The organism is Actinoplanes cyaneus (genome assembly GCF_016862095.1).
GTDB classification, from domain to species: domain Bacteria; phylum Actinomycetota; class Actinomycetes; order Mycobacteriales; family Micromonosporaceae; genus Actinoplanes; species Actinoplanes cyaneus.
The window spans coordinates 1-13,797 of sequence record NZ_BOMH01000057.1 but is presented as its reverse complement, the minus strand read 5'-3'; the positions used below and the strand labels follow the sequence as shown (position 1 = coordinate 13,797).

Genomic DNA, 13,797 nt, shown 5'->3' with positions numbered 1-13,797 from the left:
AATTCGACCGCCGACCATGCCCGCACGGACATATGGGCAGACGTCTATAGCGTTTCACGTGAAACGCTATAGACCGGCGTCGACGGCTTCGCGGCGGGTGATCTCGGCGAACGCATCCAGGAGGGCGGCCGTCTCCTGCGCGCCCTGCACGGCGTACTTGCCGTCGATCAGCAGGAACGGCACTGTCGTGATGCCCAGCTCCTGAGCCGCGGTGAGGTCGGTGACAACCGCGCTGGTGCCGGCATCCGACCGCAGGTAGGAAAACGCTGCCCCGGGATCCAGGCCGATCGAGCCGGCGATCCGGGCGAGCACGGGAAGCCAGCCGAGGTCGGCGCCGCCGGTGAAGTGGGCGCGCTGGACGGCGTCCAGCATGTCGGCCTGGCGACCCTGGGTGGCGGCCCACGCGATCAGCCGGTGCGCGGCGAACGTGTTCGCGGCCAGGGCGCTGTCGAAGTCGAGCGTGAGACCGTCGGCGGCGGCCACGGCGGTGACATGAGCCAGCATCTCGGCGGCTCGCTCGGGGCCGAACTGCTCGGCCATCACCTGCTTGATCAGGAGCGGCTGTGGCACCGGGGAAGCGTCCAACTGGTATGCCCGGTAGGTGACCGACACCTCGCCGGGCCACTGGGTCAACGCGTTCTCCAGGCGGCGCTTGCCGAGGTAGCACCACGGGCAGATGGCATCGGACCAGAACTGGATGTCCACGCTTCTCCGTTCGAGGGGTCAGCTCAGCTGCTCGGTGATCTGCCGCTTCAGGCGGGCCAGGATCGCCGTGCCGCCGCGAACGCGGAGCGGGCTGATCGCCTGGGCCAGGCCCATCCGGGCATAGAGATCATCCGGCACCGCCAGGATCTCCGCCCCGGTCGCCCCGGCCAGGCCCTCGGCGAGGATCCCGGCGAACGCGCGGGTCGTGGGCGCCTCCGGCGGGCAGTCGAAGAACGTCACGACGGTGTCGTCCGGCTGGACCACGGCCTTGAGGAAGAAGGCGGTCTGACACTCCGGGACCTGCTCCATGCCCACGTGCCCGGCCAGTTCGGCGGGCAGCGGCGGCACCGCGTCGGAGAACTCCAGCATCATCTCCAGCACCACCTCGCGGGGCGCGGAGGCGAACTCCTCGACGATCTCGGCGAGCTTCGGCGGCATGTCGGTCACGAAGACCAACCTACGCGCAAAGCGCACCCGGCAAAGGACGCCGGCAAGAGGGCCGCGTCACTCCCACCCGGACCCGGACCCGGCACCGAGCGGCAGACGAACCGCCCGGGCCGCGCGTCCGGCGGCAGACGATCCGCCCGGCCGCGCGTCCGGCGGTGGAGGATCCGCCCGGGCTGCACGCCGGGCAACGAGAAGCGCCCGGGGCAGAGACGTCAGGCGGCGGCGGACGCCGGCAGCAGAGCGACGTCGCTGAGACTCAGCAGACCGACCACCTTGCGGTCGGTGTCGCAGACCAGGAGGCGGCGGACCGCACGCGCGCGCATGGCCTGCACCGCCTCCTCCACCGTCGCGTTCTGCTCGATCATGATCAGTTCCCGGGTGGCGATCGACCCGAGGGTGGTGGTTCTCGCGGGGAGGTTCTCGGCGATGGCACGGACGACGATGTCCCGGTCGGTGACGATGCCGGCCATGGTCGGCCCGTGGGTCACCACGACGTCGCCGATGCCCTGGTCGCGCATCGCCTGCGCGGCCTCGTCGAGCGGGGTGTCCTCGGGGAGGTAGACCACCCGTCGCGTCATCGCGTCCGCCACCAGTCTCGCCATGCCTGAGCCTCCTCGCCGTCGATACGTCGATTACTCCAGTTCTCCCACGTTCAACCCGGCAACGTCCACCGGCGGCACGTCGTTTCGCTCTCCGGCATGGCGGTCGCGCCTGTCGGCGTACCTCCCGGCCGGACGGCGGACTAGATCATGTGCTTATTCAGGTGTCGCCATCGTCACGTTCCGATCCGTGCCCGACCGGTGGAAAACTGATCCGGCAACCACAGCTGAAGAGTCATTAGGGGGAACGATGGCTTGGCGCAGCTTCGTGGCCATGGGGGACAGCTTCACCGAGGGCATGTGCGACGGGTATCCGGACGGCACATACCGCGGATGGGCCGACCTCGTCGCCACTCGTCTCGCGGTGGATTCCGGACCCGACTTCGGGTATGCGAACCTGGCGATCCGCGGCCGGCTCCTGGACCAGGTGATCGCCGAGCAACTCGAGCCGACCCTGGAGATGAAGCCGGATCTGGTGAGTTTCGCGGCCGGCGGGAACGACATCCTGCGGCCTCGCGTCGATCCGCACCTGCTGGTCGACCGGATCGAGCCGGTGATCGCGCGGATCCGGGCCACCGGGGCGGACGTGATCATGTTCCGGTTCGCCGACGTCGCCGTGCACATCCCGGGCGGGCAGCGGATGATCGGCGGCCGGGCGGCGGTCCTCAACGACGGCTTCCGGGACATCGCGCAGCGGCACGGGGCGTTTCTGATCGATCTCTTCGCCGACCATGCGTTCCTGAACCGCAGCCTGTGGAGCGACGACCGGCTGCACTTGTCCGAGTCCGGTCATCGGCGGGTCGCCGGGCACGTGCTGAACGCGCTGGGCGTCGGCGTCGAGGAGGACTGGATGCTGGTCCCGCCGACGCCGCAGCCCACGCCGTGGCGCCTGGCGCGCAGCGCGGACCTGCGCTGGGCCCGGGTGCACCTGGCGCCCTGGGTCGGGCGGCACCTGCGCGGGCAGTCGATGGGCGACCTCGTCACGCCGAAGCGGCCGGTGCTGGCCCCGATCGACGTTCTGTGAGGTCGCGCTCGTCATGGGGTCCGCGCGGGCCCCGCGGCAAGGGCTAACGTGACAGTCATGTCCGTTCCGAACGATCCGGCGCAGGCGCTGCAGGCCTACGCGCACCCTGACAAACTGGTCACCACCGAGTGGCTCGCCGCGAATCTGGACACCCCCGGTCTGGTGGTCGTCGAGTCTGACGAGGACGTGCTGCTCTACGACACCGGGCACATCCCGGGCGCGGTCAAGGTCGACTGGCATCTGGAGCTGAACGACCAGATCACCCGCGACTACCTGGACCCGGCCGCGTTCGCCGAGATGTGTGCGGCGAAGGGCATCGGCCGTGACGACACGATCGTGTTCTACGGCGACAACTTCAACTGGTGGGCGTCGTACGCACTCTGGGTCTTCAGTCTTTTCGGACACCGCGACGTGCGACTGCTCGACGGTGGCCGGCAGAAGTGGGTGGCCGAGGGCCGTCCCGTGACGCGGGACAAGACCACGCGCTCGCAGGCGGAGTACCCGGTGCCCGTGCGCAACGATGCGGAGATCCGCGCGTTCCGTGACCAGGTGATGGGCCACATCGCCAGCGGGCGCCCGCTGGTCGACGTGCGCTCCCCACAGGAGTACACGGGCGAGTTGACCCACATGGCGGCGTACCCGCAGGAGGGCGCGCTGCGCGGCGGCCACATCCCGGGCGCGGTGAGCAAGCCGTGGAAGTCCGCGGCGAACGAGGACGGCACGTTCAAGGCGCACGACGACCTCGTCAAGATCTACCGCGACGAGCTGGGCCTGGAGACGGGCGACGACATCATCGCCTACTGCCGGATCGGCGAGCGGTCCAGCCACACCTGGTTCGTCCTGCGGCACCTCCTGGGGTACCCGCAGGTCCGCAACTACGACGGTTCCTGGACGGAGTGGGGCAACCTGGTCCGGGCGCCGATCACCAAGGGTGCGGAGCCCGGCGGCCTGAAGTGAGCGGCGCGGCCCTCCGCGGCCGCGCTGTTCCAAACCACGCTGTTTTTGTCAGACGAACCCGGTACCGTGCGCTGCCGTGAGCAACACCTTCCAGGTTGATCTACGGGGCATCGTCGACCTGCTCAGTCACCATCTCTACGCGAGCCCCCGCGTGTATGTCCGCGAGCTCCTGCAGAACGCCGTGGACGCGATCACCGCAGTCGGTCCCGATCACGCCGGCCGGGTCGAGATCACCACCGGCGACACCCTGCGGATCGCCGACAACGGCATCGGGCTCACCGAAGCGCAGGTGCACGAGCTGCTCGCCACCATCGGCCGCAGCTCGAAGCGCGACGAGCTGGGCTTCGCCCGGCACGAGTTCCTCGGCCAGTTCGGCATCGGGCTGCTCTCCTGCTTCCTGGTCGCCGACGAGATCCGGGTGCACACCCGGCGTGCGGGCGCGGCCCCGGTGCTCTGGATCGGTTACTCAGACGGGCGTTACGAGGTGCGCGCCGCCGACGAGCGTGAGCCGGGCACCACGGTGACGCTGATGCCGCGGCGGGGCGCCGAGCACTACCTGACCAGCGCGACCGTGACCGAGCTGGCCGAGCTCTACGGCTCCCTGCTGCCGATCGACGTGACAGTGGACGGGAGCCGCGTCACCGCCGGGACGGTGCCGTGGGCGCTGCCGGCGAGCGAGCGGAATGCGTACGCCGAGAAGGTCCTGGGTTTCCGTCCCTTCGACGTCATCGAGCTGAACGTGCCCGGCGCGGGCCTGAGCGGCGCGGCCTTCGTGCTGCCCACCCCGGTCAACCCGGCGAGTCGTGGTGGCCACCGGGTCTACCTCAAGCGGATGCTGCTCTCCGAGAGCGTCGAGGGGTTGCTCCCGGAATGGGCGTTCTTCGCGCGGTGTGTGCTGGACAGCACCGAGCTGCGCCCGACGGCGAGCCGTGAGGCGCTCTACGACGACGGCATGCTCGCCGAGACGCGTGAGGCGATCGCCGATCAGCTGCGCGGCTGGCTGGTCCGGCTGTCCGCCACCGATCCGCGGCGTCTGGCCCAGTTCCTGCAGATCCATCACCTCGGCGTGAAGGCGCTGGCCCTGCACGACGACGAGATGCTGCGCCTGGTCGAGCAGTGGTATCCGATGCAGACGAACATGGGTGAGCTGACGCTCGCCGAGTTCCGGGCCAGATTCGGGACCATTCGGTACGCCGCGACGGCCGACGAGTTCCGCCAGCTCGCCGCCGTGGCAGCCGCGCAGGACGTGGGGCTGATCAACGGTGGCTACGTCTACGACTCCGACCTGATCCAGCGGCTCGCCGCCCTGGACGAGGAGGTCCGGGCCGAGCGCCTCGACCCGACCGATCTGACCACGAAGTTCACCGCGGTCGACGCGGAGACCGAGCTGCGCCTGCGCCCGTTCCTGTCGGCGGCCCAGCGCCGCCTCGACAAACTGGGCTGCGAGGTGGTCGTCCGCGCGTTCGACCCGGCCAGTCTCCCCGCGTTGTACCTGGTGAGCCGGGCTGCCGCGTTCCACGACGAGTTCACCGCGAGCCGTGACCAGGCCGACGATCTCTGGGGCGGGGTGCTCGACGCGCTCTCCTCGACGGTGCCGAACGACCGGCCGCAGCTGGTGCTCAACCACCGCAACCCGCTGATCCGGCGGGTGTCCTCGCTCGGCGACTCCGACCTGGCGGGGCTGGCCGTGGAGTCGCTCTACGGTCAGGCTCTGCTGCTCGGCCACCATCCGATCCGGCCGGCCGACGCTGCCCTGCTGACCTCGTCGTTCCTGGGCCTGCTGGACCGGGCCGTTCCCGGGGAGGAGACCCGATGAAGACTGCCGAAGAGCTGTGGGACGTTCTGCAGGAGGCGCATCACCTGCCGCACGGCGCGGCCCAGATCGCCCTCGTCGAGCAGGTGATGCGGCACGCGGACGGTGCCGGGGACCCGGCGCTGGCCTTCTACACCCGGCTGTTCGCGACGACGGCGTATGTCTACGGCGGCGAGTCGGTGAAGTCGTTCGCCACGTTCTCCTGGTGCGTGGCCGATTTCGATCGGAACCCGCAGCCGTACCACGAGCGCTGGACACACAGCCTGCTCTGGAAGTTCAAGACCATGGTCAACGCGCTGACCGACTTCCCGGAGATCCCGCTCGCGCGGACGTACGCGGTGCTCGACGACATGGAACGCCGCTACCGTGAGGGCGGCCACGGCCTCCAGCCGGTGTACAAGCACCGGTTCCTCGTCGCCAACCACGTCGGCGCGACCGAGGAGGCGCAGGGCTGGTTCGAGAAGTGGCGGGCCGCGCCGCGCACCGAGCTGTCCGACTGCGAGGGCTGCGATCCGGGCACCCTGGCCTGGCACCTGAACAGCCGTGGTGACTACGACGACGCGGTGGCGGTGGCCGCTCCGATCCTGTCCGGGGAGCTGAGCTGTACCGAGCAGCCGCAGAGCATTCTCAGCGAGCTGATGGTGTCGTACGTGCACACCGGTCGCCTGGGCGAGGCCGCCGACGCGCACCGCCGGTCGTACCTGATCGAGCGCGCCAACCTGGCTGACCTCAACGGGATTGGCGACCACCTGCTGTTCTGCGCGCAGACCGGCAACGAGGCCCGTGGCCTGGAGATCCTCCAGCGGCACATCGACTGGCTCGATCGGGCACCGTCCCCGGCCGCCGGGATGAACTTCGCGGCGGCCTGCGTCGCGCTGCTGCGCCGGCTCGTCGCGCTCGGCCACGGTGACACGCTGATCCGCCGGGCCGGCCGCGCCGACGTGACCGCCCCGGCGCTGGCCGGGGAGCTGACCGCCTATGCGGCCGAGCTGGCCGCCCGCTTCGACGCCCGCAACGGCACCAGCCATCAGAGTGAGCGGATCGCCGAGCGGATGGCCTCGGAGCCGTATGACGTGGTTCTCCCGCTGTCACCGACCGCCCGGCGCGCGAGCGCTCCACAAGCGACACCCGTGCCGGCGCCGCGGCCCGTGATCGCCGAGATCCCGGCCGAGCTCACCGAGGAGCAGCTGATCGACCTCGCCGAGAAGCACCTCGAGGAGGACGAGCACGAGAGGTTCGGCGCGGCGCTCGACGCGTTCGCCGGCCGCTTCCCCGATCCGTCCGACCCGCGGCTGGCCGGCCGGCTGTGGATGCTGCGCGGTTACCGTGCCGGTGGAGTGGACGCGGAGGTTGCCATCGAGTCCTTCGACAAGGCGATCTCGGCGTACGAGGCGAGCGGCGACCCCGGCAAGGTGAGCTCCCTGCGCGCCCGGGCGGCGTTCGAGCGCGGCCGCAGCGAGAAGCTCGACCTGGCCGAGGTGCTGACCGTGGTCCAGGCCGACGCCGATTACCAGGACGAGCACGGCACCCACCGTGATCGGGCGAGCGCCTGGCTGCGACTGTCCACCGTGTACCTCCTGATGGACCGGATCGACGAGGCGACCGAGGCCGGCGACCGCGCCGATCGGCACGCCGCCGAGTCCGGTGAGCCGCGCCGGGTGGCGCACCACGCCATGCTCCGGGCGCGGAACCGGTCCGCCGCGGATCGCGACGACGAGGCGCGCGAGGCGGCCCGGGCCGCCTGGGACTTCTACCGGGAGAACGGGCCGGCCCGGTCCAGCGCCGAGGCGGCGACGATCTACGGCCAGCTGGCCGGGGACCCGGCCGAGGTGGTGGCCGCGATGACGGAGTCGTTGTCCTTCGGGCTGCCCGGCGCCGAACTGGTCGCTCACGCGCTGCGTGGTCGTGCGCTGATGGCCTCGGATCGCGTGGCCGAGGCGATCGACGACATGGTGGAGGCTGTCGCGATCAGCACCGAGCAGGAGAACGAGCATTCCGGGTCTTTCGCCCGGCAGGACCTCGCGCAGATGTACCGGGCGGTCGACCGCCTGCCGGAGGCCGCCGAGGTGGCCGAGGAGGGGCTGCTCGGGTTCGAGCGGCTGGGTTTCACCGCGCCCGCCAACGACACGAAGTACATGCTGGCCGGCATCTACCGTGATCTTGGCGACACCGCCCGGGCGCTGGAGCTCTACCGCGAGTTGATCGAGGTGCTTGCCGACAACCCGGCCGGTCGCGGCCAGATCGGTGAGGATGCCGGTGACGTGCTCTACCGGCTGGACCGTGACGCCGAGGCGGCGCTGACGTTCCGGGCCGCGGCCGAGGCGCTGCGTGAGGCCGGCGATCCGGTCGGCGAGCTACGTGTCCTGCGTCGCCGGCTGGCCGCGTTGAACTACGCCGACGAGGTCGAGGAGGCCGAGGAGCTGATCGGCCTGGTTACCCGCCGGTACGAAGAACTCCCCGCCGAACTGGCCGAACAGCCCGGCGTCCAGTGGGGGCGCGGGATCTTCGCATTCGAGGTCGGCAATCTGCTGATGCGCCGGGGCCGATGGGCGGAGGCCCTGCCGCATCTCGAGGGCGCGCCGGAACGGCTCCGCGCGATCGGTGCCGAAGAGGACGCCGACCGGGTTGCCGGAATGCGGTCTGAGGCGTTGTTCCGGTCGGGCCGTCCCGTCGAGGCGCTCGCGCTGATGGACGCGCTGCCCGAACAGAGGCGGATCCCGGAGCTCTACGACGAGGTCCGGCAGGCCGTCGATCGGCTGAACGACCGTTAAGCAAGCACTTGACGAAGGGTTAAGGTGGCGGGGTGACGACGGTAGAACAGCGGCACCGGACCACCCCGCCGGCGCCCCGGCGGCGGTCCCGCCGCGACGAAATCCTCGAGATCGCGGTCGGCCTCTTCGCCGCGCGGGGCTATCACGGTGTCTCGATGGACGACATCGGCTCGGCGGCCGGCGTCACCGGCCCGGCGTTGTATCACCACTTCGCCGGCAAGGAGGCGATGCTGGTCGCCGCGCTGATCCCGGTCAGCGAGGGTCTGCTCGAGGGCGGCCGCGAACGCGTCGCGCGCCACCCGGCCGAGGCCGAGGCGGCGCTGGCCGACCTGATCGACTTCCACGTCGACTTCGCGCTGGCCAACCCCGCGGTGATCGCCCTGCACCTGCACGAGCTCGATCGTCTCCCGGAGGAGCCGCGACGTCAGATCCGCCGGCTGCAGCGGCTCTATGTGGAGGAATGGGTCGGGGTGCTGACCCTGCTGCGACCGGAGTTGGAGCCGGCCGAGGCGCGGGTCCTGGCGCACGCCGCTTTCGGCCTGATGAACTCGACGCCGTTCCTAGGCGGTGAGGTGGAGTGGCGCCGGCGGGCTGCCCTGCTGCGCGACGCGACGATGCACGCCCTGACCGGCCGCTGACGGTCGCACAACTGAACGAACGCGCCTGAAGACCTGCCTGCGGGGAGGCCTACCGGCCACCCTGGAGGCGACGGAAACACCGGCCGTCCTACAGGGCACGCCGGCACGCCGACACACAGGAGCCCCATGATCGAGTCGTTGCTCGTCGCCAACCGCGGCGAGATCGCCCGCCGGATCATCCGCACCGCGAAGCGCCTGGACATCCGTACCATCGCGGTCCATTCCGATGCCGATGCCGACCTCCCGTTCGTGCTGGAGGCCGACGAGGCCGTCAACATCGGGCCGGCGAACCCGGCGCAGAGCTACCGCAACGCCGATGCCATCCTCGCCGTCGCGAAGGAGCGCAACGCCCAGGCGATCCATCCGGGCTACGGCTTTCTGAGTGAGAATGCCGGATTCGCCCGTACTGTCGAATCAAGCGGCCTGGTGTGGGTCGGGCCCGGCGCCGAAGCGATCACCGCGATGGGCGACAAGATCAATGCCCGGAATCTGATGGCCGCGGCGGGCGTGCCGGTCGCGCCCGGCACGCCCGAGCCGGTCGCCGATGTCGACGCAGCCCTCGCCGCCGCACAGCAGATCGGGTATCCGGTGATGGTGAAGGCTGCGGCCGGCGGCGGCGGGATGGGCATGGCCGTCGCGGCCGACGAGGCGGCCCTGCGCACCGAGCTCGACAAGGTGCGGGCGTTCGCCGAGCGCATGTTCGGTGACGGATCGGTGCTGCTGGAGCGCTACTTCCCGCGCGTACGACACGTCGAGGTGCAGATCCTCGGTCTGGCCGACGGCCGGGTGATCGCCCTCTCCGAGCGGGAGTGCTCGGTGCAGCGCCGCAACCAGAAGCTGGTCGAGGAGGCTCCGTCCCCGGCGGTCGGGCCGGAACTGCGTGAGCGGATCCTGGCGGCCGCGGTCCGGGCCGGCGAGGCGGTGAACTACCGCAACGCGGGCACGGTCGAGTGCCTGCTCGACCCGGCGACCGGCGAGTTCTTCTTCCTGGAGATGAACACCCGGCTGCAGGTCGAGCACCCGATCACCGAGTTGATCCACGGGATCGACCTGGTGGAGCTGCAGCTGCGTATCGCCAGTGGCGAGAACGTGACGGTGGACACCGGCAGGTCCGGGCATGCGATCGAGCTCCGGATCAACGCGGAGGACCCGAAGCGTTTCCTCCCCGGGCCCGGCCGGATCACGACCTGGGTGGAGCCGGCGGACGCCCGCGTCGACTCGGGGTATGTCGAGGGCAACACGGTGACCCCCTTCTACGACTCCCTGCTCGCCAAGCTGATCGTCTTCGGCGCCGACCGCACGGAAGCGCTGGCCAAGGCTCGTGCCGCGGTCGCCGGTTTCGCGATCGCCGGCCCGAAGAACAACCTGCTGTTCTTCGCCGAGCTGTTGGAGAACCCGGAGTTCCTCTCCGGTGACTACGACACCGGCATCGTCGGCAGGATGAGGTGAATCATGACTTTCATCAGCATCCGTGAGGTCGCGCCGCGCGACGGCCTGCAGAACGAGGACCCGATCCCGGCCGACGGCAAGGTCGAGCTGATCGACGCGCTCAGCCGGACCGGCGTGCGACGCATCGAGGCGGTCTCGTTCGTGCACCCCAAAGCCATCCCGCAGATGGCCGACGCGGACGAGGTCTGGTCCCGGATCCACCGGAACCCGGACGTCCGCTACTCCGCGCTGATCCCGAACACCCGCGGCGCACAGCGAGCGCTGGCCGCAGGATTCGGCGAGATCGAGGTGGTCGTCTCGGCGAGCGACACCCACAACCGGCGCAACCTGAACCGCTCCACCGACGAGTCGCTGGACGACATCGCCGGGCTGATCCCGCTGGTGCACGAGGCCGGCGCGACGCTCGAGGTGATCGTGGCGACCAGTTTCGGCTGCCCCTACGAGGGCGACATCGATCCGGACCGGGTGGCGGGCATCGTGGCGCGGGTGCGTGCCGACGGCGCGGACCGCATCGCGTTCGGCGACACCACCGGGATGGCGACCCCGCGCCGGGTCAAGGACCTGCTTTCCGCGGTACGGCCGGATCTGCTCCACTTCCACAACACGCGTGGCACCGGGCTCGCGAACATCCTCACCGCCCTGGAACTGGGCATCGTCGAGTTCGACGCCAGTGCCGGTGGGCTGGGCGGGTGTCCGTACGCGCCCGGCGCCTCCGGAAACGTGGCGACCGAGGAGGTCGTCCACATGCTCCACGACATGGGATATGACACCGGAATCGATCTGGACGAGTTGTTGCGGGCTGCCGGACTGGCCGAACGCCTGGTCGGCCGTACCCTTCCATCGGGTGTTCTGAGAGCGGGGCCCCGTAACCGTCTCGTGTGATTCTTCAGTGCGATTCCTGCGATCATTTTTCTGATTTGCTCGCGTGACTTCTCGCTCGCTCACGTCGTTACCAATACCGAGTGGCCGATATCGCCCATCCCGGGTCAGCCGGGGTGTTAAAGGCGAGGCCGACGACGAGGGGTGGAAACGATGGCGGGCTGGAGGGTCGAGCGCACGCCGCGCGCGGCGTCCGGTTCCGTGCCGGCCACCCACGGCGGCTCCCCGCTCATGCCGCCCCACAGCCAGGGGGCGGAGCGGCGGCCGGAGCGCCGCGCCGGACGTGCCGGTCACCGGTGGTTCCTGCGTGTTCTCGTCATCAGCGGCCTGGCCGGAGTGGCCTGGCTGCTCACCGGCGCCGCCGCGAACGCCGCGGAGCCCGACGCCGAGCCGGTCAGCGGCTCGGCGCCCGGGATCGTGCTCGACGACGCCGTCGAGCCGGCGACCACCTGGTTCGACGTGAGCCGGGTGCACGCGGCAGGCGAACTCCTGAAGGCGGCCGTCCAGCCGCTGGAGTCCGAGCCGAAGCCCCATCAGCGCGTCCTGACCATGCACCTCGACCCGGCCGAGGAGCCGGCCGGGGACGCTGTCACGGACGCCGAGCCCGTGAACGATGCGGAGCCCTCCGGCGATGCCCTGCGAACGGCGCCCGCGCCGCTGCGTGCCAGCAGCGGAGACGCGGACGACCAGGAGCTGCCGGCTGCCGGAGGTGAACTGCCGGTGCGAGCGCCGGCAGTCGCCGCCACGACCCTGCCACCCGCCGCTGAGCAGCCGGGACAACCGGCTGTCACCGGCACGGCAGGGGAGGCGGCAGCACTCGCGGGCACCAGGACCGCCCTTGTCCCGGCACGGCACGCCACGGATGGCGCCGCGCCGGCCCGGCGAGTCCGGTCCCACGCCCGGTCGTACGTCCACCGGCATGCCCCGGCCGCCCGGCCGGTTGCGCCGAGGACGCTCCGGGAGCCGGAGACGATCCGGGAACCGGAGGAGATCCGGGACGATGTGCCCGGCGGTGACGGATCCGCGCCCGCGCGGATGAACCTCGGGGCAGTCAGCGGTATCCCGGCCGGTGGGTCGGGAGCGAACACGGAGAGCGGCTCGTCGGCCGTTCTTCCCTCCGGGATCGCGAACGGCCCGGTGGCCTGCCACCGCTGCCCGATCGCGCCCGATGTCGACGCCCGGCGGCACGATGCCGAGGCGCCGACCGTCTCACCTGACTGACGATGGCCCGGCGGCGCGCCCTGGAGGCGGCCGTCCGTGAAACAGGCCGGACGATTCCCGAACCGTTTGCGTACAAGCGGCGAATCGTGCGCGGCCTCCAGCAGCCATCACCGCGGCGGCGTGTGTCGACGAGCGGGGTCAGGGCCGGTATTCAACAAGTAGCCAGGGCACCGCTGCGCCCGGAAGCGGATTTCGCAGCACAAGACAATTCAATACGCGGAAATCCTTGCTGACCATTTTGAAAGGCATTACTTTTCTCATGAAGAAGACGTGGGTTCGTAAGACGCTGAGCGTCGGCATCATGGCCGCCGGCGCCCTGCTGATGGCCCCTGCCGCGGCTCAGGCCAGCGCGCAGGGGTACGGCAGCGCCGCCCCGGCCGGTGGCGGGATCACCCAGCAGTCGGGTGCCAACGTCGGCGCCGACAACGGCACCCAGATCGCCGTGCCGGTCACCGTGCCGGTCAACCAGAACGGCAACGCCGACAGCGTCCTCGGGGTCAGCTCGGCCCGCGGCTCCGGCGTCAACCACGTCACCGAGAGCGGGCACACCGCCGGCGGTGGCTGGGGCAACGGGATCGCCCAGCAGTCGGGTGGCAACATCGGCATCCTGAACGGCAACCAGATCGCCGTGCCGGTGACCATCCCGATCAACCAGTGCGGCAACGCTGACAGCCTGCTCGGGGTCTCCTCGGCGCAGGCGACCTGCGCCAACGTCATCGGCAACGGCTTCGGCCGCAGCGCGGGCCAGGGCGGCAAGCAGATCGGTGCGAGCCGGGGTGGCAGCCAGACCGGTGCGAGCCAGGGCGCCGACCTGCTGGGTGGTAGCCACCTCGGCGGCCTGCTCGGTGCCGGCCACGGCGCCCAGCAGTACGGCGCGAACCACGGCAGCGGCCTGTTCGGCGGCAGCCAGGCCGGCCACCAGTACCTCCCGAACCGCGGTGGCGACCACTACGGCGCGAGCCACGGCAGCTACCCGGTCGGTGGGAGCCAGGGCGGCAACCGGGTCGGCGGCTGGGACAGCGGCATCAACCAGACCAGCTTCGGCAACATCGGGTTCCTGAACGGCACCCAGTTCGCGATGCCGGTCGTCGCCCCGATCAACGCCTGCGGCAACTCGCTCGGCTCGCTGCTCGGCTCGGCCCAGTCCTCGGCGATCTGCGTGAACCGGATCGGCGGCAACGACGCCATGTGGGGCCAGGGCAAGGGCTACGGCAACCCGAGCGGTGGCGTGCGTGGCGACAACGGTGACGACTGCTCCTGCAAGGGCGGCCACAACAACGGCGGCGTTCGCGGC

The 13,797-nt window shown here is 70.6% G+C and carries 12 protein-coding genes; 9 read left to right on the top strand and 3 right to left on the bottom strand.

Going from position 1 to position 13,797, the window contains the following annotated elements; genetic code table 11:
- Positions 1-66: 66 nt before the first annotated feature.
- The 3 genes from Acy02nite_RS34360 to Acy02nite_RS34350 all read right to left on the bottom strand — a co-directional run bounded on the left by Acy02nite_RS34360 (position 67) and on the right by Acy02nite_RS34350 (position 1,754).
- Entirely contained in the window at positions 67-705 is a 639-nt protein-coding gene (locus Acy02nite_RS34360) for a DsbA family oxidoreductase (protein WP_203750616.1), read from the bottom strand.
- A gap of 18 nt (positions 706-723) precedes the next feature.
- Entirely contained in the window at positions 724-1,152 is a 429-nt protein-coding gene (locus tag Acy02nite_RS34355; protein ID WP_203750613.1) for a SufE family protein, read from the bottom strand.
- A gap of 212 nt (positions 1,153-1,364) precedes the next feature.
- The gene (locus tag Acy02nite_RS34350; protein WP_203750610.1) at positions 1,365-1,754 is read right to left on the bottom strand and encodes a CBS domain-containing protein; all 390 of its coding nucleotides are present in this window, start codon (positions 1,752-1,754) and stop codon (positions 1,365-1,367) included.
- A gap of 247 nt (positions 1,755-2,001) precedes the next feature.
- Here Acy02nite_RS34350 and Acy02nite_RS34345 point away from each other — a divergent pair, with 247 nt between their 5' ends.
- The 9 genes from Acy02nite_RS34345 to Acy02nite_RS34305 all read left to right on the top strand — a co-directional run.
- Positions 2,002-2,775: an SGNH/GDSL hydrolase family protein gene (locus tag Acy02nite_RS34345; protein ID WP_203750591.1), complete on the top strand. Its 774-nt coding sequence runs from the start codon at positions 2,002-2,004 to the stop codon at positions 2,773-2,775.
- A gap of 57 nt (positions 2,776-2,832) precedes the next feature.
- On the top strand, positions 2,833-3,732 hold the full coding sequence (locus Acy02nite_RS34340) for a sulfurtransferase (RefSeq protein ID WP_203750588.1): 900 nt from the start codon (positions 2,833-2,835) through the stop codon (positions 3,730-3,732).
- Between the two features lie 76 nt (positions 3,733-3,808).
- Complete coding sequence (locus Acy02nite_RS34335) at positions 3,809-5,548, top strand: HSP90 family protein (protein ID WP_203750585.1); 1,740 nt, start codon at positions 3,809-3,811, stop codon at positions 5,546-5,548.
- Positions 5,545-8,316: a tetratricopeptide repeat protein gene (locus Acy02nite_RS34330; protein ID WP_203750582.1), complete on the top strand. Its 2,772-nt coding sequence runs from the start codon at positions 5,545-5,547 to the stop codon at positions 8,314-8,316. Before Acy02nite_RS34335 ends, Acy02nite_RS34330 begins: the two co-directional genes overlap by 4 nt.
- 32 nt (positions 8,317-8,348) lie before the next feature.
- On the top strand, positions 8,349-8,954 hold the full coding sequence (locus tag Acy02nite_RS34325; protein WP_203750578.1) for a TetR/AcrR family transcriptional regulator: 606 nt from the start codon (positions 8,349-8,351) through the stop codon (positions 8,952-8,954).
- Positions 8,955-9,080: 126 nt separating this feature from the next.
- Positions 9,081-10,403, top strand: coding sequence for an acetyl-CoA carboxylase biotin carboxylase subunit (locus Acy02nite_RS34320; RefSeq protein ID WP_203750575.1), 1,323 nt, complete (start codon positions 9,081-9,083; stop codon positions 10,401-10,403).
- Positions 10,404-10,406: 3 nt separating this feature from the next.
- On the top strand, positions 10,407-11,285 hold the full coding sequence (locus Acy02nite_RS34315; RefSeq protein WP_425548058.1) for a hydroxymethylglutaryl-CoA lyase: 879 nt from the start codon (positions 10,407-10,409) through the stop codon (positions 11,283-11,285).
- Positions 11,286-11,435: 150 nt separating this feature from the next.
- Complete coding sequence (locus Acy02nite_RS34310; RefSeq protein ID WP_203750572.1) at positions 11,436-12,503, top strand: hypothetical protein; 1,068 nt, start codon at positions 11,436-11,438, stop codon at positions 12,501-12,503.
- A 259-nt stretch (positions 12,504-12,762) separates the two neighbouring features.
- A partial coding sequence (locus Acy02nite_RS34305) for a chaplin family protein (protein ID WP_203750569.1) occupies positions 12,763-13,797 on the top strand: 1,035 nt, incomplete at its 3' end.

Excerpts from the sequence above, each read along its gene's own strand:
- Acy02nite_RS34340 (WP_203750588.1), top strand. The coding sequence starts at position 2,833 with ATGTCCGTTCCGAACGATCCGGCGCAGGCGCTGCAGGCCTACGCGCAC.
- Acy02nite_RS34310 (WP_203750572.1), top strand. The coding sequence starts at position 11,436 with ATGGCGGGCTGGAGGGTCGAGCGCACGCCGCGCGCGGCGTCCGGTTCC.
- Acy02nite_RS34315 (WP_425548058.1), top strand. The coding sequence starts at position 10,407 with ATGACTTTCATCAGCATCCGTGAGGTCGCGCCGCGCGACGGCCTGCAG.
- Acy02nite_RS34345 (WP_203750591.1), top strand. The coding sequence starts at position 2,002 with ATGGCTTGGCGCAGCTTCGTGGCCATGGGGGACAGCTTCACCGAGGGC.
- Acy02nite_RS34330 (WP_203750582.1), top strand. The coding sequence starts at position 5,545 with ATGAAGACTGCCGAAGAGCTGTGGGACGTTCTGCAGGAGGCGCATCAC.
- Acy02nite_RS34320 (WP_203750575.1), top strand. The coding sequence starts at position 9,081 with ATGATCGAGTCGTTGCTCGTCGCCAACCGCGGCGAGATCGCCCGCCGG.
- Acy02nite_RS34350 (WP_203750610.1), bottom strand. The coding sequence starts at position 1,754 with ATGGCGAGACTGGTGGCGGACGCGATGACGCGACGGGTGGTCTACCTC.